This is a genomic window from Rhizobium sp. C104, assembly GCF_022354505.1.
Classification (GTDB): Bacteria; Pseudomonadota; Alphaproteobacteria; order Rhizobiales; family Rhizobiaceae; genus Rhizobium; species Rhizobium redzepovicii.
In genome coordinates, this window is sequence record NZ_CP092348.1 from 3,637,501 (window position 1) to 3,661,035 (window position 23,535).

Here is a 23,535-nt window from a genome sequence, read left to right on the forward strand (position 1 = left end):
GTCGCGGGCGTCGGCCGATCAGCGGGCCGGTCGTGCCGGCCGAACGGAACCGGGCATCGCCGTCAGGCTATGGCACCAGGGACAGACGGCGGCCCTGCCGGCCTTCACACCGCCGCAGATCCTTTCCAGCGATCTTTCCGGGCTGGTGCTCGATCTCGCCCATTGGGGCGTTCAGGATCCGGGATCGCTTGCCTTTGTCGACCAGCCGCCGGAGACGACGCTTAAGGAAGCGCGCGTGCTGCTCGGCCAACTCGGTGCGCTCGACAAGGATGGAGCGCTGACGGCGCGCGGCAAGGTCATGCGCAATCTCGCCTTGCCGCCGCGGCTTGCCGCCATGGTCGTTTCTGCAGGCGAATCGGGGCACGCCCGGGATGCGGCATTGATCGCCGTGCTTCTGACCGAACAGGGAATGGGCGGGACGAGCATCGATATCGAGGAGCGGCTGCGACGCTTCAAGGCCGAGCGCGGCGAAAGAGCGGAGGCCTCGCGGCGGCTGGCGGGACGGCTGGCAAGCGGCCTCGACAGAGTGACCGCCACGGCGCCGGCGCTTGCGGGCCGGTTGCTGCTACATGCATTCCCGGATCGAATCGCCCTTCAGCGCGGCGGGCGCGGCCGATTCGTGATGGCGAACGGGCGCGGCGCGGAACTGCCGGAAACCGAGAGGCTGGCCGGCAGCCAGATGCTTGTCATAGGCGATCTCACCGGGCGGGCGGCGCAGGCGCGGGTTCTGGCGGCGGCCGAGGTGACACGCGGCGACATCGAAGCCGAGCTGCCCGACGAGATCAGAACCGGCGATCAGATCTTTTTCGACCGGCAAAGCCGGCAGATACGGGCGCGGCGGGCAACCCGGCTGGGTGCGATCGTCTTCGAAGAGACGCCCTTGCCCCGACCTTCCGGCGCCGCCGTCACCCAGGCGCTGGTGGAGGGGGTGCGCGAACTCGGGCTCGATCATCTCGCCTTCTCGAAGGAGGCCGTGCAACTTCGCGAGCGAATTGGATTTCTTCACCGGACGATCGGCGATCCCTGGCCCGATGTCAGCGACGATGCCCTGCTTTCCCGGCTGGACGACTGGTTCGGCCCGTTTCAGACGGAGGCCCGCGGCCTCTCCGAGATTTCCGCAGCCGGGCTTTCGAACGGGCTGATGTCCCTGGTGCCGCATGAGTTGCAGCGCGACCTTAGCCGACTTGCGCCGACCCATTTCGAAGCGCCGACCGGTCAGAGGCATCCGATCCAATATGAGGGCGAGGAGCCGGTGCTGACGATCCGCGTGCAGGAGCTGTTCGGGCTGAAGCAGCACCCGGCGATAGCCGGAGGCCGCCTGCCGCTGCTGCTCGAACTGACCTCGCCGGCGCATCGGCCGATACAGACGACCCGCGACCTGCCGGGCTTCTGGGCCGGCTCATGGAAGGATGTGCGCGCCGATATGCGCGGCCGTTATCCGCGGCATCCCTGGCCGGAGCGGCCGCAAGAGGCATTGCCGACGACACGGGCAAAACCGCGTGGTACATGAGGACCATTTGAGGAGCCCTCGGCATGATCGACAAGACGGAAAGCCATGCGCTGGAAGACCGGCACAGCAGCCGCAGGCTGCGCCTGCAGACGCTGGTGCGGCTGCGCTGGCTTGCGGTCTGCGGACAGGCGCTGACGGTGTTCATCGTGGCCTTCTGGCTGAAATTTCCCTTGCCGCTGATTGCCAGCTCCTCTTTGATCGCCGCGCTTGCCTGGGTGAATTTCTATCTGACGATCCGCTATCCGCCGACACACCGGCTGGGACCGCCGGCCGCCTTTGCGCTGCTCGGCTTCGATCTTCTGCAGCTGTGCGCGCTGCTCTTCATCACCGGCGGCCTCGCCAACCCTTTCGCAGCCCTCGTCTGCGTGCCTGTTATCATCTCGTTTGCCTCGCAGCCGATCCGTTACAGCACGGCGCTGATCGGCTTCGCGATGGTCTGCATCACGGTGCTTGCCTTTTCGCCCTTTCCGCTGCCGTGGTTCGACGGCGTCGAGATCAATGTCCACAACGTCATGCAGTTCGGCGTCTGGTGTTCGATCGCCTCGACGATGGCATTCGCCGCCTTCTATGCCTATCGGGTGTCGATGGAGGCGAGCCAGCTTGCTGATGCGCTGGCTGCGACCGAACTGGTGCTGCAGCGGGAAAAGCATCTTTCGCAGCTCGACGGACTGGCGGCTGCGGCCGCCCACGAACTCGGCACGCCGCTTGCGACAATCAGCGTCGTCGCCAAGGAAATGGAGCGCGAACTCAAGGACGACGATCGTTTCCGCGAGGATGTGATGCTGTTGCGCAGCCAGAGCGAGCGCTGCCGTGACATCCTGCGGCGCTTGACGACACTTTCCTCGGAAGGAGAAGCGCATATGCGCCGCCTGCCGCTTTCCTCGATGATCGAGGAGATCGTCGCGCCACACCGGGAGTTCGGCATTACGCTGGAGCTGATCGAAAAGAGCCCGCGCAAGGACGAGCCGGTGACCGACCGCAACGCCGGCATCATGTATGGGCTCGGCAATCTGATTGAAAACGCCGTCGATTATGCCAGGGAGAAAGTAAGGATCACCGTCGAGCATGATCACGACAAAGTGCTGATCGTCATCGAGGATGACGGCAACGGTTACGCCCCCGATATTCTGACGCGGATCGGCGAGCCTTATATGACCAAGCGGCAAAAGGAGGATACGGCGGGCGGCCTCGGGCTCGGGCTTTTCATCGCCAAGACGCTGCTGGAGCGCTCGGGCGCATCGTTGATTTTCGAGAATCGCGACCCGGAAAGTGCGGGGGCGCGTATCCGGATCGAATGGCCGCGCATGCTGATCGACGCAAATTCGACAAAGTGACTTTGTCGGCATAAGTAGGATATAAGCGGTTGACGCAGATCGGGCGTTCACGCGCCAGGGCCAAGACGATGACAGACCATAATCACGAAAATTTCGCCGCTGGGGATGAAGACCATATTGGTCCCGACGCCAGCCTGCTGATCGTCGACGACGACGGACCGTTCCTGCGCCGGCTGGCCCGGGCGATGGAGACGCGCGGTTTCCAGGTGGAAACGGCCGAATCAGTGGCGGAAGGCGTTGCGAAATCGAAAGGCAGGCCGCCGAAATATGCGGTGGTCGACCTCCGGCTCGGCGACGGCAATGGGCTCGATGTCATCGAAGCGATCCGCCAGCGACGCGACGACACCAGGATCATCGTGCTGACCGGCTACGGCAATATCGCAACCGCGGTGACCGCCGTGAAACTCGGCGCCGTCGATTACCTGGCAAAGCCCGCGGATGCCGACGACGTCTTTTCGGCGCTGACGCAGAGGCCGGGCGAAAAGGCCGAACTTCCCGAGAATCCGATGTCGGCTGACCGGGTGCGCTGGGAGCACATCCAGCGGGTCTATGAAATGTGCGAGCGCAACGTCTCGGAAACGGCGCGCCGCCTCAACATGCACAGGCGGACACTGCAGCGCATCCTCGCCAAACGCGCGCCGAAATAGCCAAGACATCCGTCAAACATCATCGACGGTGAACGGCTTTCCGTTCGCCCATTCGGCCATCATCAGCCGTTGCGCGGCGGCGCGCGAGAAATTGAGCGTGACGGATTTGCGTGTGGCCGGGGCCAAACGGTGTTCCGGCGCTTCGCGAATCATATGGGCGCCATAACCATCCGAGAGGAAAAGCCCGCACTCCTCGGGAAAGATGTCGAGCGGTACACCTTCGTGAGTCGCAAAGAACAGCCGGTCGCAGTGCAGCCGGTATTCCGGCCATTTGCGATCCACCCTGAAATCCTCGATCGACGTCTTGATTTCGATGATCCAGACCTCGCCCTTTTCCGAAACGGTGATCAAATCAGCACGGCGGCCGCTGGCCAGCGGCAGTTCGGGCAGCACGGCATGGCGCATTTCATGCAGCAAAATCTGCGTTCCGCGCCGCACCATCATGGCTCTGTCCGATTGCCGGCCATCGATTAACGGATTGTTATTGTAAACGCTCAAAATCGTCATGGATAACCACAGTAGGGGCTGGCGTGTTGTTGCAAAAAAACCATGCGCTTCTAATTTGCGCCGCAGACAGATTTGTCGCGCTGCAGTAGCCTTGCAAAGCGCAAGTTAATCGAAAATAAACCATAATCAACGATGGTCGAAAGACTGTTCTCCTTGCCCTAAAACTTCAAGAGTCATCTATGCGCATCCGCAATGCATTCCCGGTATTTGGCCTGCTGACGACGCTCGCACTGGCCGGTTGCTCCTCGACATCAGACAGCGCATCCGTCGACGACAAGGGCGCAGGCCCGACCGTACAGACAGCCCAGATCTTCAACGACGCCTATGGCGTGACGAAGGATGCCGGATATTCTCTGCCGGCGATCCCGATCGACAGGGTCAAGCCGCAGTTCCGCCGCCAGGTCGTCAGCTACCAGACCACCGAGCGCCCGGGTACGATCATCGTCAACACGCGCGAGCGCTTCCTCTATTACATCCTCGCCAACGGCAAGGCGATGCGTTACGGCATCGGCGTCGGCAAGCAGGGCTTCGCATGGGCCGGCACCGCCTACGTCGCTTGGAAGCAGGAATGGCCGACCTGGCACCCGCCGAAGGAAATGGCCGTTCGCCGCCCTGACGTCGCCAAGTATGTCGAGGACGGCATGGGCCCGGGCCTCAGCAATCCGCTCGGCGCGCGCGCCATGTATCTCTTCAACGAGGATGGCAAGGACACGCTGTTCCGCCTGCACGGCACGCCGGAATGGGCCTCGATCGGCACCGCCGCTTCCTCGGGCTGCATTCGCCTGATGAACCAGGACGTGATCGACCTTTACAGCCGCGTCCGCCCCGGCAAGGGCACGTCCAAGGTCGTCGTTATCCAATAGGGTATAGACCGAATTCGGTATAAAAAAGGCCGCCGAACTGTCGTTCCGGCGGCCTTTTCATATTCTCAGTATACCCTCAACCGGTCGGCTTCGCCTTCGAGCTCGAGGCGGCGGCGGTGAAGCACCGGCTCGGTATAGCCGTTCGGCTGCTCCCTGCCCTTCAGCACGAGGTCGAGGGCGGCCTGGAAGGCGATCGAGCCGTCGAAATTACCGGCCATCGGCTGGTAGAGGGGATCCGTCTCGTTCTGCCGGTCGACGACGGCCGCCATGCGTTTCATGGTTTCGACGATCTGGGCCTCGGTGACGACCTTGTGGTGCAGCCAGTTCGCCATGTGCTGGGCCGAGATGCGCAATGTGGCGCGATCCTCCATCAGGCCGACATTGTTGATATCGGGCACCTTCGAGCAGCCGACGCCCTGATCGACCCAGCGTACGACGTAGCCGAGGATGCCCTGGGCATTGTTATCAAGTTCGCGCTGGATTTCCTCCGGCGTCCAGTTCGGCCGTACCGCGACCGGCACGGAGAGAATGTCGGAGAGCTTGGCGCGGGCGCGGTCCTTCAGCCCCTGCTGAACCCTGGCGACATTGACCCGGTGATAATGGGTGGCGTGCAGGGTCGCGGCCGTCGGTGACGGGACCCAGGCAGTGTTGGCGCCGGCCTTCGGGTGGGCGATCTTCTGCTCCAGCATCGCCGCCATCAGATCCGGCATCGCCCACATGCCCTTGCCGATCTGGGCGTGGCCGGCGAGGCCGCATTCCAGGCCGATGTCGACATTCCAATTCTCATAGGCCGATATCCAGGCTGCCTGGCGCATGTCGCCCTTGCGAATCATCGGGCCGGCTTCCATCGAGGTGTGGATCTCGTCGCCGGTGCGGTCGAGGAAGCCGGTATTGATGAAGACGACCCGCTCGCGGGCAGCACGGATGCATTCCTTGAGATTGACCGTCGTGCGGCGCTCCTCATCCATGATGCCCATCTTGATGGTGTTGCGCGCCATACCAAGCGCATCTTCGACCCGCGAAAAGATTTCGACCGCAAAGGCGACCTCTTCGGGCCCATGCATCTTCGGCTTGACCACATACATGGAGCCGGTGCGGGAATTTTTCCTCCGGCCGGCCGGGCCGATATCGTAAAGCGCGATCAGGCCGGTGATGACAGCATCCATGATACCCTCCGGCACTTGCCTGCCGTCGCGGTCGATAATGGCCGGATTGGTCATCAGGTGGCCGACATTGCGCACCAGCATCAGCGAGCGGCGATGCAGCTCGAAGGCAGCGCCATCCGGACCGGTATAGTCCAGATCGGGGTTGAGCTTGCGGATGAAGCTCGCCCCGCCCTTTACCACTTCCTCCTGCAGATCGCCCTTCATCAGGCCGAGCCAGTTGCGATAGACTACGGTCTTGTCCTCGGCGTCGACGGCGGCAATCGAATCCTCGCAGTCCATAATCGCCGTGATCGCCGATTCCAGCCAGACATCGGAAATATGAGCCGGATCGGACTTGCCGATTGCCGTCGTCGCATCGATGACGATCTCGATATGGATGCCGTTGTTCTTCAAGAGAATATGCGTCGGGGCCGCAGCATCGCCGCGATAGCCGGCAAAATGCCCGCCATCGACAAGCATTGCCTGTTCGCCATCGGTCGATCGGAGAACGAGCACCCCATCCTTGATAGCGAAACCGCCGACGTGCTTCCAGCTGCTGTCCTGCAGCGGCACCGCTGTGTCGAGGAAATCGCGCACCCAGGCGATGACCTTCTCGCCCCGCTTCGGATTGTACCCTTTGCCCCGTTCGGCGCCGTCGCTCTCCGGAATGGCGTCCGTGCCATAGAGCGCATCGTAGAGCGAGCCCCAGCGCGCATTGGCAGCGTTCAGCGCATAACGGGCATTCATGACGGGAACGACGAGCTGCGGGCCGGCGATCAAGGCGATCTCGGGGTCGACATTTTGGGTCGAAACCTGGAAGTCCGATCCTTCCGGCAGGAGATAGCCGATCCCGCGGAGGAAGGATTGGTAGTCGTCCATATCCGTAGGCGCGCCGTGCTGGCGATACCAGTCGTCGATCTTGATCTGCAGCTCGTCGCGTCTTGCCAGCAGGGCACGATTCCTCGGGGCGAGATCGTGGACGATCGCCGAAAAATCGGCAAAGAACTTGTCCGCATCGATCCCCAGACCCGGCAGAACCTCCTGGACGAGGAAATCATGAAGGACGGCTTCGATGGCAAGACCGTTCTTATCAATGCGGCTCATGCGACATTCTCCCTGGCAACGACTTTGAATGCTGCCACTTTGCCCGGCTTTCATTCACAGTCAATTCCGCAATAATTCGAAAGATTTATGCTTATCGGGAAATTATGCGCGGTGTCACCTGCATCGGCAGGCCGTTCTGCGGCTGCGTCGTCAGCTTTTGTACCGGCCAGGGATTGGTCTCATCGGTGGAATCGAAACGATAGCGATGCATCAGCACGGCAAGGGCAATCACCGCCTCCTGAAGCGCAAAGGTTGCGCCGATGCACACACGCGGACCGGCGCCGAAAGGCAGGAACTGGAAGCGGCCGATGGAGCCGCGGTTTTCCGGCAGGAAGCGCTCGGGCATGTAGGCGCGCGGCCTATCCCAATAGAGTTCGTGGCGATGCAGCGTCCAGGGCATGATGAGCACGGTGATCCCGGCCTCGAGCTCGACCCGCTCGCCCTTGGGGCTTGTCCAGGAGTCATCCGATATGGCGGCGCGATTGATGGATGGCGCCGGCGGATAGAGGCGTAACGTCTCCTCGAAGGCAGCGCGCGTTTGCGGCATCATATCCAGCCATTCCACAGGTTCGGCCCCGGTGGCGAGCACCGCGTCGATTTCCATCTCCATCGCCTCGCGGATATGCGGGCTGTTCGAGACGCAATAGAGCGTCCAGGCCAATGCCCGTGCCGTGGTCTCATGCCCGGCGCCGATAAAGGTCAGAATATTGTCTTCGATTTCTTCCTTCGTCAGCCCGTCGGGGCCGGCCTGGTCCAGCAGCAGGGTCAGGAAATCTTCGGGTGCTGTGGCGCGATTCGCCTTCATCTTTGCAGTTCGCATATCCATCGTGTTGCGGACGATAGAACGGAATTTCTCCAGCACTTTCTGACCGCCGATGCGTGTCACACGTGGAACCCAGGAGGGGGCGCGCATCAGGTCCATCGGATCGACGCGGCCCATGCGATGCAGGAGAGCATTGACGTCATCGGCGAAATGGCCGCTCGAGGTGACGATTTCGCCTGAAAATAACGTGTCGGCGAGAATCGCGAAGGTCAGCTCGGTCATATCAGTGCTGATATCAAAAATTGCCCCCGTCTCGCCGGCACTCTGATATTTGCGGGCATAATCTTCCGACTGGCGCAGCATCTGCCCGGCAAAACCCTGGGCATGGCGAGGCGTGAAAACCGGCGCCACCGCCTTGCGTGATCTCTTCCAGACGGGACCTTCTGCGGTCAGGAGGCCGTCACGCAGGATCGGACGCAGCACCAGCTGGCGAATGTCCGACATGCGATAATTGCCGGCATTATCGACCAAAACATGCTTGATCAGACCGGGATCGTTGACGATCAGCGTGTGTTGCCCAAAGAAGCTCGTCTTTATCCAGGGCAGCGTATAGGACGGCTCGCCCCAGAGTTCGAGCGGATTGCGCAGGATGATGCGGATGATTTCCAACCGGCTTGGCGGCACGGTGCGCGGCAGCGGTGCCGGCGGAAAGAAGGGATCAGGACGCATGTCCATCGTCAAAGCCTTTCGGGGAAGATCAGCGCCTTCCCGGCAAGCTTGAAGCTAGAGCAGGCCCTTGAGTTCGTCCAGCTTGTCGTTGATCAGCCAGCCGTAATAATTCTCCTCCGGCCAGACGGTCGCACCCGAAGAGCGGTTCTTCGCAGCGAGTGCGGCGGCGCGCTGGCGCGAGTTGCCGACATTATAAAGCGTTGCAGTCAGACCGGGGTTGCCTGAGATATCCATGCCGGCAATCTCCCTGTAATCGTCGATCGACCGGCGGATCGAGGCGGCGACGAAGGCGAGCGATATGTCGGGATCCATGATCGCCCTGTAGACCGCGCCGGCATTCTTCTCGTTCAGTTTCGGATAACCGGAGACGCGGGCCACGAGATCGGAGAGCATCAGCGCCGTCAGCGGATTGACCTGGCCGAGGCCGAAGGTCTGGCCGGCGTAGAAGGGCTGAAAGAAGACCGCGCTGAAGCGGTTGTTGGGGAAGCTCTTGCCGCCCACCGTCTTGCCGCGAAAATCGCTTTCCCAGACATCTTCGCGGCAGGACCACAGCGTGTAGGAATCACTCTTGCCTTTGCATTCGGCAAATTGCGGCCGCGCCACGAATTCATCGACGTTTTCGCCGTCATAGGCGAAGCGGAAGCTTTCACCGGCATAGGAAGCGGCCTTGACATAATAGGATTGCAGCCGGTCGTAGGCGTCGACGTTATAGGTGTGTTCGCCGACGATCGCGCCGACGACATGGATGGGATTGATGCCGTAAGCGCTGGAGACCTTGCGAATCTTGGCCATCAGCTCGCGATCGGTCGCCAGCAGGTCGTGGACCTTTTCATATTTCAGATCGAAGCTGCTCTTGGTTCCCTTGGTGCGCCTGACGGAAGCGCCCGGAATATCGGGCTGTTCGGCATGACGATTGCCGGCCGGCACCGTCTGCATGGCGAAGGCAGGCGCCGAATTCACCAGGGCAACGGCAATCAAAAGGCTTGTCAAAAGGCGTCGCACGATCCGCTATCCCGTCCCGTTCCATCGTCGTGTTTGCGATGCGGCTGACTGGACCAGAATCTTGGCCGAATAAAGCCGGAGCGGAAAACAAAACGGGCCTTCACTAAAAAGTAAAAGGCCCGCTGTCGAGAGAGAGTGCGTGACAATCCGGCATTCACGTCGGGAAAGACATGGACCGGTGCGCCGATATCACAAAATGAAACGCGAGAGATCGGTATTCTGCGCGAGATCGCCGACATGTTCGCGCACATAGGCGGCATCGATGGTGACGGCCGTGCCGCCGCGATCGGGGGCGTTATAGGAAATATCGTCCAGGACCCGCTCCATTACCGTCTGCAGCCTGCGGGCGCCGATATTCTCGACGGAGGAGTTCAGATGCACGGCGACATCGGCGAGCGCATCGATCGCGTCGTCGGTGAATTCGAGGTTCAGGCTTTCGGTCTCCATCAGTGCGCGGTACTGGCGGATGAGGCTTGCTTCCGTCTCGGTCAGGATCCGACGGAAATCCTCCTTGTTCAGCGGGCGCAATTCGACGCGGATCGGCAATCGGCCCTGCAGCTCCGGCAGAAGATCGGAGGGTTTGGAGACATGGAAGGCGCCTGAGGCGATGAAGAGGATATGATCCGTCTTCACCGGCCCGTATTTGGTCGAAACTGTCGTGCCTTCGACGAGCGGCAGAAGGTCGCGCTGGACGCCTTCGCGCGACACGCCGGCACCCATGCCGCCGTCGCGGGCAGCGATCTTGTCGATTTCGTCGAGGAAGACGATACCGTCATTCTCTGTGGAGCGAACAGCCTCGCGCTGGATGACCTCATTGTCGATCAGCTTGTCGGATTCATCGCGGATCAGATCGGTATAGGAGGCCTTGACCGTCGTGCGGACCTTCTTGGTGCGGCCGCCCATCGCCTTGCCGAACATCTCCGACAGGTTGAGCACCCCAATATTGGCGCCTGGCATGCCGGGTATTTCGAAGCCTCCCATGCCGGAACCGGCATCGGCCACCTCGATATCGATCTCCTTGTCGTCGAGCTCGCCGTCCCTCAGCTTCTTGCGGAAGTTTTCGCGGGTAGCGGGCGAAGCCGTGGTGCCGACCAGCGCATCGAGAACACGCTCCTCGGCGCTGACATGCGCCTTGGCCTGGACCTCGGTCCGCTTCTTCTCACGCACCAGACCGATGCCGACCTCGACCAGATCGCGGATGATCTGCTCGACATCGCGGCCGACATACCCGACTTCGGTGAATTTGGTGGCTTCCACCTTGATGAAGGGCGCGCCGGCGAGTTTTGCCAGGCGGCGGGAGATCTCGGTCTTGCCGACACCGGTCGGGCCGATCATCAGGATGTTTTTCGGCATGACTTCGTCGCGCAGACTCGGGTCGAGCTGCTGGCGGCGCCAGCGGTTGCGCAGCGCGATCGCGACGGCGCGTTTGGCGTCATGCTGGCCGATAATGTAGCGATCGAGTTCGGAAACGATCTCGCGGGGGAAAAGGTCGTCATTGCGTGTCATTCTCCTGGCGGTCCAGGGCCATCAGCGCCCGGCCGCAAATACATCTTTGTTCGCCGCGGGAGCGGCCGGAAGGCCTCAGATTCAGCCTTCGACATCCAGCGATTCCACCACGATATTGTGGTTGGTGTAGACGCAGATGTCGGCGGCGATTTCGAGGGCGCGGCGCGCGATCTCTTCAGCCGATTTGTCGGTATCCATGAGGGCGCGGGCGGCGGCGAAGGCAAAATTGCCGCCAGAACCGATCGCCGTCGTGCCATGCTCGGGCTCCAGAACGTCGCCATTGCCGGTGATCGCCAGCGTGATCGACTTGTCGGCGACGAGCATCATGGCTTCGAGATTACGCAGGTATTTGTCGGTGCGCCAGTCCTTGGCGAGCTCGACAGCGGCGCGCATCAGCTGGCCGGGATATTGCTCCAGCTTCTTTTCAAGCCTTTCGAGCAGGGTAAAAGCATCGGCCGTGGCGCCGGCGAAACCGGCAACGACTTCGCCCTTGCCGATGCGGCGCACCTTGCGGGCATTGCCCTTCATGACGGTCTGGCCGAGGCTCACCTGGCCGTCACCGGCCATCACCACCTTGCCGCCTTTTCGAACTGTAATGATCGTTGTCATCAAACACCTGTCTGCCCACGACGCGGGCGTTTACGCGAGACCACACATTGGCCCTGTTGAGCCCTATGTAAGGGGGCCGGCGCCGTTTGCAAATGGGCCGGCTTTTCTCTTGCCCGGCTTCTGGATATTTGCCGATCCGCCTGATAAGGAACGGCCTTATTCCGATGGAGGGCCATATGGCCGAGACCGCAGCAAGCCGCACGGGCAGTGTTTCCCGCAAGACCAACGAAACCTCGATTTCCGTCTCCGTCAATCTCGACGGCACCGGCAAATCGAAGATTTCGACCGGCGTCGGCTTCTTCGATCATATGCTCGACCAGCTTTCGCGGCATTCGCTGATCGACATGGAGATCGAATCCCAGGGCGATCTGCATATCGACGACCACCACACGGTCGAGGATACGGGCATCGCCATCGGCCAGGCGATCTCCAAGGCGCTCGGCGACCGGCGCGGCATCACGCGTTACGCCTCGATTGATCTGGCCATGGACGAGACGATGACCAAGGCCGCGGTCGATCTGTCCGGCCGGCCGTTCCTCGTCTGGAACGTCGCCTTCAGCGCGCCGAAGATCGGCACGTTCGATACCGAACTCGTTCGCGAATTCTTCCAGGCGCTCGCCCAGAATGCCGGCATCACCTTGCATATTCTCAACCATTATGGCGCCAACAATCACCATATTGCCGAGACATGCTTCAAGGCCGTCGCCCGCGCATTGCGCACGGCGACAGAGATCGATCCGAGACAGGCCGGCCGTGTACCTTCGACGAAGGGCACGCTCGTCTGAGCCCCTCAAGGGAGCAGCGACAATGACATCCAGCTATATTTTCCTGACGCCGCCCGGCGGCACGCGCGCCACGGTCGAAGAGACCCGGACTATCCGTGACGGCTTCACGCTGCTCGGCTTTCTGTTTCCATGGGTTTGGCTGCTCGCACATCGGCTGTGGCTGCATGCGGCCGCGGTCTTCGTGCTGCAGGCGATCGGCGGTGCGTTGATGGACGAGCCGGGCCTCGGGCTGGCGGGAGCGGCCCTCCTGCTGGGCGTGAATGTGCTGGTCGGCCTCGAGGGCCAGAATTTCCGCATCCGCCACCTCGCCGCCAAGGGGTGGACCGAAGATGGGCTCGTTGCAGCCGATACGATCGCCATTGCCGAGGACGTCTATTTCTCGGACAAGGCGGCCGTTGCCGACAGCAACAAGGACACCGCACCGGACTGGGAGAACAAGACCCGTCCGAACAATCCGCCTGGCCAGGCCACCTCGCTTGGTCTCTTTGGTTTTGATGGAGGACGCTGACGATGCGCGTCGCGATTATCGATTATGGTTCCGGCAATCTGCGCTCGGCGACCAAGGCTTTCGAACGGGCCGCCCGTGAAGCGGGCATCGATGCGCATATCGATCTCACAGACAAAGCCGAAAATGTTGCCGCCGCCGATCGTATCGTGCTTCCCGGCGTCGGCGCCTATGCCGATTGCCGGCGCGGGCTCGATGCCGTGCCCGATATGGCGGAGGTGCTGATCGAAGCGGTCGAGAAGAAGGCGCGGCCGTTTCTCGGAATCTGCGTCGGCATGCAGCTCGATGTCCTCGCGCGGGCTCGAGAAGACCGTGACGCACGGTTTCAACTGGATCCCCGGCGACGTCGTCGAGATGACGCCCGATGATCCGGCGCTAAAGATCCCGCAGATCGGCTGGAACACGCTCGACCTGAAGCGCGAACATCCGTTGTTCGACGGCATTCCGACGGGGTCCGAGGGGCTGCATGCCTATTTCGTGCATTCCTATCATCTTGCCGCCGAGAACGCCGACGATGTCATCGCGACCGTCGACTATGGCGGTGCGATGACCGCTCTCGTCGGGCGCGACAACATGGTCGGCGCCCAGTTTCACCCGGAAAAGAGCCAGAAGCTCGGCCTGGCGCTGATCGCCAATTTCCTGCGTTGGAACCCGTAATACCGCCGCCTTATTTCCCCTTTATGGAAACGGCGGAACAGGAGTGCGCTCGATGCCGGCTTCGCGGAAATCAGGCAAGGTGTTCTACATGCTGAGACCCTCCAGAGAAGGTCTGCCGCCGTTCTCGGATATCCGGCTTCCCGACGGAACGATCATCCGCCGTGTCGATGAGACCATTCACAAAAGAGCGCTTTCCAATGCAGCCAAAGCGATGAAAGAAAGGCTGGACCGATGATCCATGAATTTCTTGCCGGCAACGAGAATTCGCAGCTGCGCGCCAACGGCATCAACGCCGACGATATCGCTGAGGCCGTGCTGGAATTTTATATTGAAGGCGAGGACGATCTCATCGGCCTGCTTGCCTATGCCCTTTACGAGCGACAGAAGCGCGATTTCGTCCTCAGCTATCGCAAGCGCAACGCCGGCCGTTCTCCCAACGAGGCCGAGCTTGCCGCGGTCGCCAGCAATTATCTCTCTACCGACCTGCGCAATACGCTGCGCGATCGCGCCTCGCAGATCCTTTCGACTTATGCCGAAACCTATGTAGAGGCGATGGAGCCGGAAATCCGGCTCGCCGCCGTCAACAGCCAGGCGCTGAGAGAGGTGCGCGACATCGAGACATCAGTGAAGCGGCGCCTCGGCTTCTGGCGTCAGGTTCGGGCCGGTTTCACCGTCACCCTGCTGCTTCTTCTGCTTTTCGGCGCGGCCACCATTGCCGCTGTCTTTTTTCACTCGGATATCGTAGATGCGTGGAATGCGCTGATGGTACCGACCACTCTACGGACGTAAGACGACATGATCCTTTTTCCCGCGATCGATCTGAAGGGCGGCCAATGCGTCCGCCTGCGGCTCGGCGACATGCAGCAGGCGACGGTTTACAACACCGATCCGGCCGCCCAGGCGAAATCCTTCGAAGACCAGGGTTTCGAATGGCTGCATGTGGTCGATCTCGACGGCGCCTTTGCGGGACATTCGGCCAATGGCGACGCCGTGGAAGCGATCCTCAAGGCAACACAAAATCCGGTGCAGCTCGGCGGCGGCATCCGCACGCTCGATCATATCGAGGCATGGCTGTCGCGGGGGCTGCGGCGCGTCATTCTCGGCACCGTCGCGGTCAGAAATCCTGATCTGGTCATCGAAGCCTGCCGGAAATTTCCCGGTCACGTCGCCGTCGGCATCGATGCCAAGGGGGGCAAGGTGGCCGTCGAGGGCTGGGCTGAAGCTTCCGAACTCGGTGTCATCGAGCTCGCCAGGAAATTCGAAGGCGCCGGCGTCGCCGCGGTCATCTACACCGATATCGACCGTGACGGCATCCTTGCCGGCATCAACTGGGCCTCGACGCTGGAACTTGCCGAAGCCGTCTCCATTCCGGTCATCGCCTCCGGCGGCCTTGCCTCTCTCGACGACATCAGGCGTATGCTGGAGCCGGATGCGCAGAAGCTCGAAGGGGCAATTTCAGGCCGGGCGCTTTACGACGGCCGTATCGACCCCGCGGAAGCACTGGCGCTGGTCAAGGCCAGCAGGGCAAAGGAGACTGCGTAAATGACCCTCAAGGCCCGTGTCATCCCCTGCCTCGACGTCAAGGACGGCCGCGTCGTCAAGGGCGTCAATTTTCTCAATCTCGTCGATGCCGGCGATCCCGTCGAAGCGGCGAAAGCCTATGATGCGGCCGGCGCCGACGAGCTCTGCTTCCTCGACATCACCGCTTCTTCGGACAATCGCGATACGATCTTCGATGTCGTGTCGCGCACGGCCGACCAATGCTTCATGCCGCTGACGGTCGGCGGCGGGGTGCGCACCATCGCCGATATACGCAAGCTCTTGCTGTGCGGCGCCGACAAGGTCTCGATCAATTCGGCAGCGGTCAGCAATCCCGACTTCGTCACTGAGGCGGCCGACAAGTTCGGCGACCAGTGCATCGTCGTCTCGATCGACGCCAAGCGCAGACGCACGCAGGCGGTCGGCGGCGACAATCTCAGCGCCTGGGAAGTCTATACGCATGGCGGCCGCAATGCGACCGGCATCGACGCCGTCGAATTCGCCCAGAAGATGGTTGAACGCGGCGCCGGCGAATTGCTGGTCACCTCGATGGACCGCGACGGCACCAAGGTCGGCTACGATCTGGAGCTAACGCGGGCGATTGCCGATGCGGTGCGTGTGCCTGTCATCGCATCCGGCGGCGTCGGCGATCTCAACGATCTCGTCGCCGGGGTGAAAGAGGGTCATGCCAATGCCGTTCTCGCCGCATCGATCTTCCACTTCGGCACCTATTCCGTCGGCGAGGCGAAGCACTATATGTCGAAGTGCGGCATCGACATGCGTCTCGACTGAACCTTGAAAGCGGACATATGAGCGGATTTTCCCTTTCCGATCTCGAAAGCATCGTCGCAGAGCGCTCGACAGCCTCGCCGGAGCAATCCTGGACGGCGAAGCTCGTCGCCGCCGGCCAGCCGAAGGCGGCCAAGAAGCTAGGTGAAGAGGCGATCGAAGCGGTGATGGCGGCGGTGACCGGCGACCGCGAGAATCTGACCTATGAAGCCGCCGATGTGCTCTATCACCTTTTGGTCGTATTGAAGATTGCTGAAATACCGTTAGAGAATGTCATGGCCGAACTCGAGCGCAGAACCGCGCAGTCCGGCCTCAAGGAAAAGGCCGGCCGGCAGAGTTCATGAGTATCGCGACTGAGATTATCGGGGTGCCGGAAACGTTGGATCACTTCCAGTCGGACTCCTATTCGCCCTATCACTTCTTCTCTTCCGAACAATGGGCGAAGTTCCGCGCCGACACGCCGTTGACGCTGACCAGCGACGAGGTCAAACGGCTGCGCTCGATGGGCGACCCGATCGATCTCGACGAGGTCAGGCGCATCTATCTGTCGCTGTCGCGGCTGCTGTCGGCGCATGTCGAATCCTCGCAGATGCTGTTCGAGCAGCGCAACCGCTTCCTCAGCATCTCCGATGTGACGAAGACGCCTTTCGTCATCGGCATCGCCGGCTCGGTCGCCGTGGGAAAATCGACCACGGCCCGTGTTCTCAAGGAACTGCTGGGGCGCTGGCCTTCGAGCCCGAAGGTCGATCTCGTCACCACCGACGGCTTCCTTCATCCGAATGCCGTGCTGCAGCGGGAAAAGCTGATGCAGCGCAAGGGTTTTCCGGAGAGTTACGACACGGCCGCAATCCTGCGCTTTCTCTCGGCGATCAAGGCCGGACAGCCGGATGTCAAGGCGCCGAGCTATTCGCACCTCGTCTATGACGTGCTGCCGGACGAATACAAGATCGTCGACCGGCCGGACATCCTGATCTTCGAGGGCATCAACGTATTACAATCGCGCGACCTGCCGGCCGGCGGCAAGATCGTGCCGATGGTCTCCGACTTCTTCGACTTCTCGATCTATATCGATGCCGCCGAAGACCTGATTCACAACTGGTACGTCGCACGTTTCATGCGGCTGCGCGAGACCGCCTTTCGCGATCCGAATTCCTATTTCCATCGCTACGCTTCGATCAGCGACGCGGAAGCGCTCGAAATTGCCGGGGATCTCTGGGCGAACATCAACCTGAAAAACCTGCGGCAGAACATCCTGCCGACGCGGCCGCGCGCCGATCTGATCCTGAAAAAAGGCAAGGATCACCTGATCGAACAGGTCGCGCTGCGGAAACTATAGCAGGCGATCTTTGCTGACCATCAGCTTGGAGGATTGACGCGGCGCAGCGTCAGATTGATGCGGCCGCCATTCTTCAAGAGCGTCGACGTCGCCGGATGAATGCGGTCGACGCCGTGAAAACACAGTCTCCCCTCGCCGCCCAGAACGACCAGATCGCCGCTGGAGAGCTTGACGGATAGCGTGCGATGATTGCGGCTGAGGCCGCCGACGCGAAAAAGGCAGCTGTTGCCGAGCGAGATCGAGACGACCGGCGCCTGCAAATCCCTCTCGTCCTTGTCCTGATGCAGGCCCATGCGGGCTTCGTCGGAATAGAAATTGATCAGGCAGGCTTCCGGCGGTTTGTCGTAGCCGGCAACATCATTCCAGATATCGAGCAATTCCTGCGGCAGATCGGGCCAACGCCTGCCGGTTGCCGGATGCGTCGGCTGGTAGCGATAGCCGCGCTCCTTGTCGGTCACCCAGCCGAGCGGCCCGCAATTGGTCATCCGCACCGACATCGGCTTGCCGGTCCCGGGCATGACGGGCACATAAAGCGGCGCCTCGGCGACAATCGTGCGGATCACCTCGACCAAGGCCTCCTGACGCGCCCGATCGAGATAGCCGGGAAGATGGCGAATACCGCTCAAGAACTCCAGCATGTCATTCACCACTGCCGCCGCCAGGGCGGCCACGCATTTTCTTGACTTCCGAGCGGCCGGATTTTTCCTTCAGGCGGCGCTCGACCGAACCCTTGGTCGGCTTGGTCTTCTTGCGCGGCGGCGGCGGCGGCTTGGCGGCCTCCAATATCAATTCCTTCAGCCGCTCGCGCGCATCCTCGCGATTGCGGTCCTGGCTGCGAAACCGGCTCGCCTCGATCATCAGCACGCCGTCCTTCGACAGACGCCGACCGGCGAGCTTGACCGCATTGGTTTTGACACGATCGTTCAGCGACGGCGAATTCGGGATATTGAAAAACAGCTGAACCGCGGTCGAGACCTTGTTGACATTCTGCCCGCCGGGCCCGCCCGCCAGAACGAACTGTTCCGTCAGCTCCCATCCTGATATGGTGATCCTGTCGTCGATATAGAGTGCGTCGCTGGCCATGCGCCGTTCTATCTCACATCGGCAGCCAGTTGAAAATATCGGCCGTCAACCGAAAAACCCGGCAATCCTGCGATGCCGGGTTTCACGTGAGTCAAAGATTATTCGTTTTATTCAGCCGCAACCTTCACGCCCGGGGCCGCGTCGCGGACGCCGCCATCGACGTGACCTTCGAATTTGGCGAAGTTGGCGATAAACATCGAGACCAGCTTTTCGGCCTGCGCGTCATAGGCTGCCTTGTCGGCCCAGGTCGAGCGCGGGTCGAGAATGCTGCTGTCGACGCCGTTGACGGAGACCGGCACGGCGAAGCCGAAATTGGAATCCGCACGGAATTCGACTTGGCCGAGTTCGCCGGTCAGGGCGGCGGCGAGCAGCGCGCGTGTCGCCTTGATCGGCATGCGCTTGCCGGTGCCGTAGGCGCCGCCGGTCCAGCCGGTGTTCACCAGCCAGCATTCGACGCCGTGGCGGCTGATCAGTTCCTTGAGCAGATTACCGTATTCGGCCGGATGGCGCGGCATGAACGGAGCGCCGAAGCAGGTGGAGAAGGTCGCTTCCGGCTCGACGACACCCTTTTCGGTGCCGGCCACCTTGGCGGTGTAGCCGGAGAGGAAGTGATACATCGCCTGGTCGGGCGTCAGCCGCGCGATCGGCGGCATGACGCCGAAGGCATCGGCGGTCAGCATGATGATCGTCTTCGGATGCCCGGCCCGGCCGGTTTCCGAAGCGTTGGGGATGAAATCCATCGGATAAGCGCAGCGGGTGTTCTCAGTCAGCGAGCCGTCATCGAAATTCGGCTCGCGGCGCTCGTTCAGCACGACGTTTTCAAGCACGGTGCCGAAGCGCTGGGTCGTCGCGTAGATTTCCGGCTCGGCTTCGGCCGACAGACGGATGGTCTTGGCGTAGCAGCCGCCTTCGAAATTGAAGATGCCGTTTTCGCTCCAGCCGTGTTCGTCATCGCCGATCAGCGTGCGGGCCGGGTCGGCCGAAAGCGTCGTCTTGCCGGTGCCGGAAAGGCCGAAGAACACCGCTGCGTCACCATTCGGGCCGACATTGGCCGAGCAGTGCATCGGCATTACGCCCTTGGCGGGCAGCAGGTAGTTGAGGACGGTGAAGACCGACTTTTTCATTTCACCGGCATAGGAGGTGCCGCCGATGAGGACGAGACCGTTGGTCAAGTCGCAGGCGATCACCGTTTCCGAACGGCAGCCGTGGCGGGCCGGATCGGCCTTGAAGCTCGGCAGATCGATGATCGTCAGCTTCGGCGCAAAGCTCGGCAGTGCTGCGGCGTCGGGGCGAATCAGCAGATTGCGGATGAACAGCGAATGCCAGGCAAATTCGGTGACGACGCGGGTCGGCAAAGCATGGCCTTCCTCGGCACCGCCGATGAGATCCTGAACGAACAGGTCCTTGCCCGCGGCATGCGCCAGCATATCCGCGCGCAGCAGCGCGAAATGTTCCGGCGAGAGCGGCTTGTTGTTGTCCCACCAGATTTCGCCGTCGGTATTGCTGTCGCGAACGACGAACTTGTCACGCGGCGAACGGCCGGTGTGCTGGCCGGTGATAGCCCGCAGCGCCCCCTGAGCGGTGAGTTCGGCTTCGCCCCGGCGGATCGATTCTTCATAGAGCGCGGCGGCGGAAAAGTTGTAGCGAACGCTGGCTGCGCCGCCCAATCCAACCGTTGCCAGCTCTGTTGCCGGGTTATGAACTCCGAACATTTCCATGGCTAGTTCCCTTCGCTCAGGCTCGTTGCCGTTAAAACTAATCGCGAAAATACGGGTAGAATTTTTAAAACACAAGAGACAAAACTTGAAAAAATATAGTAATATCAATTATTTAATCGATTTAAATTTAACGCCATAATTTTAAATCGTTTTAAATTGGCGCGTTGAAACATTTTACCGCACCACTCACGATTGCCTTCGAATTCCACGACAATCTTTCCCTTTATCTTTGCCACAATTTGTTCCACCTTTATCCTCCATAAGCGCATCCGGTCACTGAGACCGCCTGGGGAGAGCAAATCCGGGAGATTGCGCACTGATGACGGAGACGAACACCATGCCGACAATCGCGCTCGTTGATGACGACCGCAACATCCTCACCTCGGTGTCGATCGCACTGGAGGCCGAAGGATATAAGGTCGAGACCTACACGGACGGTGCTTCGGCCCTCGACGGCCTGCTGGCGCGCCCGCCGCAGCTGGCGATCTTCGACATCAAGATGCCGCGCATGGACGGCATGGAATTGCTGCGCCGTCTGCGGCAAAAGTCGGATATTCCCGTCATCTTCCTCACCTCCAAGGATGAGGAGATCGATGAGCTGTTCGGCCTGAAGATGGGCGCCGACGATTTCATCACCAAGCCTTTTTCGCAGCGCCTGCTGGTCGAGCGCGTCCGCGCCGTGCTGCGCCGCGCCTCGAGCCGTGAAGCCGCAGCCGCCGGCGCCAGCCCTGTCGGCGCGCCGAAGAACGGCGCCGTGCAGCAGGCCCGCTCGCTGGAGCGCGGGCAGTTGGTCATGGATCAGGAGCGCCATACCTGCACCTGGAAGGGTGAGGCCGTGACGCTGACGGTCACCGAATTCCTGATCCTGCATTCGCTGGCGCAGCGCCCCGGCGTCGTCAAAAGCCGCGACGCGCTGATGGACGCAGCCTATGACGAACAGGTCTATGTCGACGACCGGACCATCGACAGCCACATCAAGCGGCTGCGCAAGAAATTCAAGATGGTCGACACCGACTTTGATATGATTGAAACACTCTACGGAGTGGGATACCGCTTCCGCGAAGCAGCCTGAGCCCAAACGGCGCAGCGCGAGACATTGTTGAGGGCTGCGGGCCGGTTTATCCGGCCTCGCCCTTCGAAAGGGCCAGTCGTTGGCACAGTTGGTGCAGGAAAGGGATCTCGACGATGCGGAGGGCGTGAGCACCCGTCGCGTCCGGGGCCGCCGTTGGTCGCATCCCTTCACGCTGATCCGCCGCATCTTCGGCAATGCCGTATTTTCGAGCCTGACGCGGCGCATCGTCTTCTTCAATCTCGTCGCACTGCTGGTGCTCGTCGGCGGTATCCTCTACCTCAACCAGTTTCGCGAGGGACTGATCGACGCCCGCGCCGAGAGCCTTTTGACGCAAGGCGAGATCATCGCCGGCGCCATTTCGGCCTCCGCATCGGTCGATACCAACTCGATCACCATCGATCCGCAGAAGCTGCTCGAGCTGCAGGCCGGCCAGAGCATCACCCCGGTGCCGAACGACGAAGACCTCGAATTCCCCATCGATCCCGAGAAGGTCGCGCCGGTGCTGCGCCGGCTGATATCTCCGACGCGCACGCGCGCCCGCATCTTCGATGCCGATGCAAATCTCCTGCTGGATTCCCGCCATCTTTATTCGCGCGGCCAGGTGCTGCGCTTCGACCTGCCGCCGGTCGAAGAGGAGAAGCAGACCTGGAGCGAATGGTTTGCCGCCCTGTTCAACAAGGCGCTACAGCCCGGCAACCTACCGCTCTATAAGGAAGCGCCGGGCGGCGACGGCTCGATCTATCCCGAGGTGATGAACGCGCTAACCGGCGTGCGCGGCGCCGTCGTGCGCACGACCGAAAAAGGCGAGCTCATCGTTTCGGTCGCCGTGCCGATCCAGCGTTTCCGCGCCGTGCTCGGGGTGCTGCTGCTGTCGACGCAGGCAGGCGACATCGACAATATCGTGCATGCCGAGCGGCTTGCCATCATGCGCGTCTTCGGCGTCGCGACGCTCGTCAACGTGTTGCTTTCGCTGGTGCTCTCGTCGACGATCGCCAATCCGCTGCGCCGCCTTTCGGCCGCCGCCATCCGGGTGCGCCGCGGGGCAAAGACACGTGAGCAGATTCCCGACTTCTCCGCCCGCCAGGATGAAATCGGCAATCTTTCCATTGCATTGCGCGAAATGACGACGGCACTCTACGACCGGATCGATGCGATCGAGAGTTTCGCCGCCGATGTCAGCCACGAACTCAAGAATCCGCTGACGTCGCTGCGCAGCGCCGTCGAAACGCTGCCGCTTGCCCGATCCGACGATTCCAAGAAACGGCTGATGGACGTCATCCAGCACGATGTCCGCCGCCTCGACCGGCTGATCAGCGATATCTCCGACGCCTCGCGCCTCGATGCCGAGCTTGCCCGTGTCGATGCCGGTTCCGTCGACATGGAGGTGCTGCTGCGCGACCTCATCGAGGTTTCGCGCCAGGTCAGGAGCACCAAGAAGCAGGTGGAGATCGAATATGCGATCGACCGCAAGCCGAACGTCAAGACCCGCTTCGTCGTTACCGGCCACGACCTGCGCATCGGCCAGATCATCGCCAACCTGATCGAGAACGCCCGCTCCTTCGTGCCGGAGAAGGGTGGCAAGATTACCGTGCGGCTAGTGCGGACACGGTCGCGCTGCGTGACCACGATCGAAGACAACGGGCCCGGCATCCAGGCAGAAAATATCGACCGCATCTTCGAGCGCTTCTATACCGACCGGCCGGAATCGGAAGGCTTCGGGCAGAATTCGGGGCTCGGCCTGTCGATCAGCCGCCAGATCGCCGAGGCCCATGGCGGTTCGCTGAGAGCGGAGAACATCACCGATGCCGAAGGCGGACAGGTGCTCGGTGCCCGCTTTATCCTCGCTTTACCCGTCGATGCCGCCGCATGACGGCGCCCCGGAACATTCATGCGACGGCGATCGTCGTTGGCAGGACGGGGCTCTTGTTCAGCGGTCCCTCCGGCTGGGGAAAATCGATGCTTGCCTTCACCTGCATGACCGAGGCGCGCCGGCTCGGGCTGTTTACGGCATTGGTCGCCGACGACCAGGTTCTTCTCTCCGAAGAGACCGGCAGCGTGGTGGCCACATGCCCGCCATCGATCGCCGGGCTGATCGAGCTTCGCGGCACCGGCATCGTCCGACAGGAGCATGTGCCCCAGGCGGCGATGCATTATGCCGTGCTTCCGGGCAGCGCGTCCGGCGAAAACCGCGTGCCGCCGGAGGGTGAAATCGTCAGCCTCGCGCCCGGCCTTTCGCTTCCCGCATTGCGGCTGCTCACAGGCGTCGCTTCACCGCTGGCAATGTTGATGGCGAAAGCGCCCGATATCGGACATTGAAGCCTTCCGGATTGAT

The 23,535-nt window shown here is 61.6% G+C and carries 25 protein-coding genes and 1 pseudogene (1 of these 26 only partly in view); 16 read left to right on the forward strand and 10 right to left on the reverse strand.

The annotated features are described in order from the left end of the window. The 3 genes from hrpB to MF410_RS19165 all read left to right on the forward strand — a co-directional run. Positions 1 to 1,510, forward strand: the 3' portion of a protein-coding gene (gene hrpB / locus MF410_RS19155) for an ATP-dependent helicase HrpB (protein ID WP_131710938.1). The gene continues 956 nt to the left of window position 1, outside the view; the window shows 1,510 of its 2,466 coding nt (coding positions 957–2,466); its start codon lies off the left edge, out of view; its stop codon occupies positions 1,508 to 1,510. Positions 1,511 to 1,533: 23 nt separating this feature from the next. Beyond that, on the forward strand, positions 1,534 to 2,844 hold the full coding sequence (locus MF410_RS19160) for an ActS/PrrB/RegB family redox-sensitive histidine kinase (RefSeq protein ID WP_097625136.1): 1,311 nt from the start codon (positions 1,534 to 1,536) through the stop codon (positions 2,842 to 2,844). A 68-nt stretch (positions 2,845 to 2,912) separates the two neighbouring features. Next, complete coding sequence (locus MF410_RS19165; RefSeq protein WP_097625154.1) at positions 2,913 to 3,491, forward strand: ActR/PrrA/RegA family redox response regulator transcription factor; 579 nt, start codon at positions 2,913 to 2,915, stop codon at positions 3,489 to 3,491. Positions 3,492 to 3,503: 12 nt separating this feature from the next. Here the strand turns inward: MF410_RS19165 and MF410_RS19170 are convergent, their stop codons facing one another. After that, entirely contained in the window at positions 3,504 to 3,998 is a 495-nt protein-coding gene (locus MF410_RS19170) for an MmcB family DNA repair protein (RefSeq protein ID WP_003589465.1), read from the reverse strand. A gap of 179 nt (positions 3,999 to 4,177) precedes the next feature. Between MF410_RS19170 and MF410_RS19175 the strand changes: the two genes are divergently transcribed. Further along, positions 4,178 to 4,861 (forward strand): L,D-transpeptidase, encoded by a 684-nt coding sequence (locus MF410_RS19175; protein WP_097625135.1) that lies wholly within the window; start codon positions 4,178 to 4,180, stop codon positions 4,859 to 4,861. A gap of 65 nt (positions 4,862 to 4,926) precedes the next feature. Here MF410_RS19175 and MF410_RS19180 read toward each other — a convergent pair whose 3' ends face one another. The 5 genes from MF410_RS19180 to hslV form a co-directional block, all read right to left on the reverse strand. Next, positions 4,927 to 7,110, reverse strand: coding sequence for a malate synthase G (locus MF410_RS19180; protein ID WP_239619962.1), 2,184 nt, complete (start codon positions 7,108 to 7,110; stop codon positions 4,927 to 4,929). A 91-nt stretch (positions 7,111 to 7,201) separates the two neighbouring features. Then, entirely contained in the window at positions 7,202 to 8,608 is a 1,407-nt protein-coding gene (locus MF410_RS19185; protein WP_097625133.1) for a cytochrome P450, read from the reverse strand. Between the two features lie 48 nt (positions 8,609 to 8,656). Then, on the reverse strand, positions 8,657 to 9,604 hold the full coding sequence (locus tag MF410_RS19190; RefSeq protein ID WP_097625132.1) for a DUF1402 family protein: 948 nt from the start codon (positions 9,602 to 9,604) through the stop codon (positions 8,657 to 8,659). Between the two features lie 189 nt (positions 9,605 to 9,793). Beyond that, a complete protein-coding gene (gene hslU / locus MF410_RS19195) occupies positions 9,794 to 11,110 on the reverse strand; it encodes an ATP-dependent protease ATPase subunit HslU (protein WP_239619965.1) in 1,317 nt (438 codons plus the stop codon). 81 nt (positions 11,111 to 11,191) lie between these two features. Next, positions 11,192 to 11,719 carry an ATP-dependent protease subunit HslV gene (gene hslV / locus MF410_RS19200; RefSeq protein ID WP_003583308.1) on the reverse strand — a complete coding sequence of 176 codons (528 nt, stop codon included), beginning with the start codon at positions 11,717 to 11,719 and terminating at the stop codon, positions 11,192 to 11,194. 176 nt (positions 11,720 to 11,895) lie between these two features. Between hslV and hisB the strand changes: the two genes are divergently transcribed. The 9 genes and pseudogenes from hisB (at position 11,896) to coaA (ending at position 17,330) form a co-directional block, all read left to right on the forward strand. After that, on the forward strand, positions 11,896 to 12,504 hold the full coding sequence (gene hisB, locus MF410_RS19205; protein ID WP_054185459.1) for an imidazoleglycerol-phosphate dehydratase HisB: 609 nt from the start codon (positions 11,896 to 11,898) through the stop codon (positions 12,502 to 12,504). Positions 12,505 to 12,526: 22 nt separating this feature from the next. Then, complete coding sequence (locus MF410_RS19210) at positions 12,527 to 13,012, forward strand: DUF2628 domain-containing protein (RefSeq protein WP_097625130.1); 486 nt, start codon at positions 12,527 to 12,529, stop codon at positions 13,010 to 13,012. Positions 13,013 to 13,014: 2 nt separating this feature from the next. Continuing rightward, positions 13,015 to 13,666, forward strand: a pseudogene (gene hisH, locus MF410_RS19215) (imidazole glycerol phosphate synthase subunit HisH). A gap of 52 nt (positions 13,667 to 13,718) precedes the next feature. Further along, entirely contained in the window at positions 13,719 to 13,901 is a 183-nt protein-coding gene (locus MF410_RS19220) for a hypothetical protein (protein ID WP_097625128.1), read from the forward strand. Beyond that, positions 13,898 to 14,455 (forward strand): hypothetical protein, encoded by a 558-nt coding sequence (locus MF410_RS19225; protein WP_097625127.1) that lies wholly within the window; start codon positions 13,898 to 13,900, stop codon positions 14,453 to 14,455. Before MF410_RS19220 ends, MF410_RS19225 begins: the two co-directional genes overlap by 4 nt. 6 nt (positions 14,456 to 14,461) lie before the next feature. Beyond that, positions 14,462 to 15,208, forward strand: coding sequence for a 1-(5-phosphoribosyl)-5-[(5-phosphoribosylamino)methylideneamino]imidazole-4-carboxamide isomerase (hisA, locus tag MF410_RS19230; RefSeq protein ID WP_097625126.1), 747 nt, complete (start codon positions 14,462 to 14,464; stop codon positions 15,206 to 15,208). Beyond that, positions 15,209 to 15,997: an imidazole glycerol phosphate synthase subunit HisF gene (hisF, locus tag MF410_RS19235; protein WP_097625125.1), complete on the forward strand. Its 789-nt coding sequence runs from the start codon at positions 15,209 to 15,211 to the stop codon at positions 15,995 to 15,997. Positions 15,998 to 16,014: 17 nt separating this feature from the next. After that, positions 16,015 to 16,338, forward strand: a complete 324-nt coding sequence (locus MF410_RS19240) for a phosphoribosyl-ATP diphosphatase (RefSeq protein WP_097625124.1) — start codon at positions 16,015 to 16,017, stop codon at positions 16,336 to 16,338. Continuing rightward, positions 16,335 to 17,330, forward strand: a complete 996-nt coding sequence (gene coaA / locus MF410_RS19245; protein ID WP_097625123.1) for a type I pantothenate kinase — start codon at positions 16,335 to 16,337, stop codon at positions 17,328 to 17,330. Before MF410_RS19240 ends, coaA begins: the two co-directional genes overlap by 4 nt. 20 nt (positions 17,331 to 17,350) lie before the next feature. On the opposite strand, the gene MF410_RS19250 is transcribed toward coaA, so the two are convergent. From MF410_RS19250 to MF410_RS19265, 4 genes are all read right to left on the reverse strand, one after another. Then, positions 17,351 to 17,968 carry an alpha-ketoglutarate-dependent dioxygenase AlkB gene (locus tag MF410_RS19250; RefSeq protein WP_097625122.1) on the reverse strand — a complete coding sequence of 206 codons (618 nt, stop codon included), beginning with the start codon at positions 17,966 to 17,968 and terminating at the stop codon, positions 17,351 to 17,353. A gap of 1 nt (position 17,969) precedes the next feature. After that, positions 17,970 to 18,413, reverse strand: coding sequence for an alternative ribosome rescue aminoacyl-tRNA hydrolase ArfB (gene arfB / locus MF410_RS19255; protein ID WP_097625121.1), 444 nt, complete (start codon positions 18,411 to 18,413; stop codon positions 17,970 to 17,972). A gap of 107 nt (positions 18,414 to 18,520) precedes the next feature. After that, positions 18,521 to 20,131, reverse strand: coding sequence for a phosphoenolpyruvate carboxykinase (locus tag MF410_RS19260; protein WP_097625120.1), 1,611 nt, complete (start codon positions 20,129 to 20,131; stop codon positions 18,521 to 18,523). A gap of 104 nt (positions 20,132 to 20,235) precedes the next feature. Then, positions 20,236 to 20,379: a hypothetical protein gene (locus tag MF410_RS19265; protein ID WP_165503893.1), complete on the reverse strand. Its 144-nt coding sequence runs from the start codon at positions 20,377 to 20,379 to the stop codon at positions 20,236 to 20,238. Positions 20,380 to 20,468: 89 nt separating this feature from the next. Between MF410_RS19265 and MF410_RS19270 the strand changes: the two genes are divergently transcribed. The 3 genes from MF410_RS19270 (at position 20,469) to MF410_RS19280 (ending at position 23,519) form a co-directional block, all read left to right on the forward strand. Beyond that, a complete protein-coding gene (locus MF410_RS19270) occupies positions 20,469 to 21,203 on the forward strand; it encodes a response regulator transcription factor (protein ID WP_003589490.1) in 735 nt (244 codons plus the stop codon). A 79-nt stretch (positions 21,204 to 21,282) separates the two neighbouring features. Beyond that, positions 21,283 to 23,073 carry a sensor histidine kinase gene (locus tag MF410_RS19275; RefSeq protein WP_275593017.1) on the forward strand — a complete coding sequence of 597 codons (1,791 nt, stop codon included), beginning with the start codon at positions 21,283 to 21,285 and terminating at the stop codon, positions 23,071 to 23,073. After that, positions 23,070 to 23,519: a serine/threonine protein kinase gene (locus MF410_RS19280; RefSeq protein ID WP_097625119.1), complete on the forward strand. Its 450-nt coding sequence runs from the start codon at positions 23,070 to 23,072 to the stop codon at positions 23,517 to 23,519. Before MF410_RS19275 ends, MF410_RS19280 begins: the two co-directional genes overlap by 4 nt. The last annotated feature ends 16 nt before the right edge of the window (positions 23,520 to 23,535 follow it).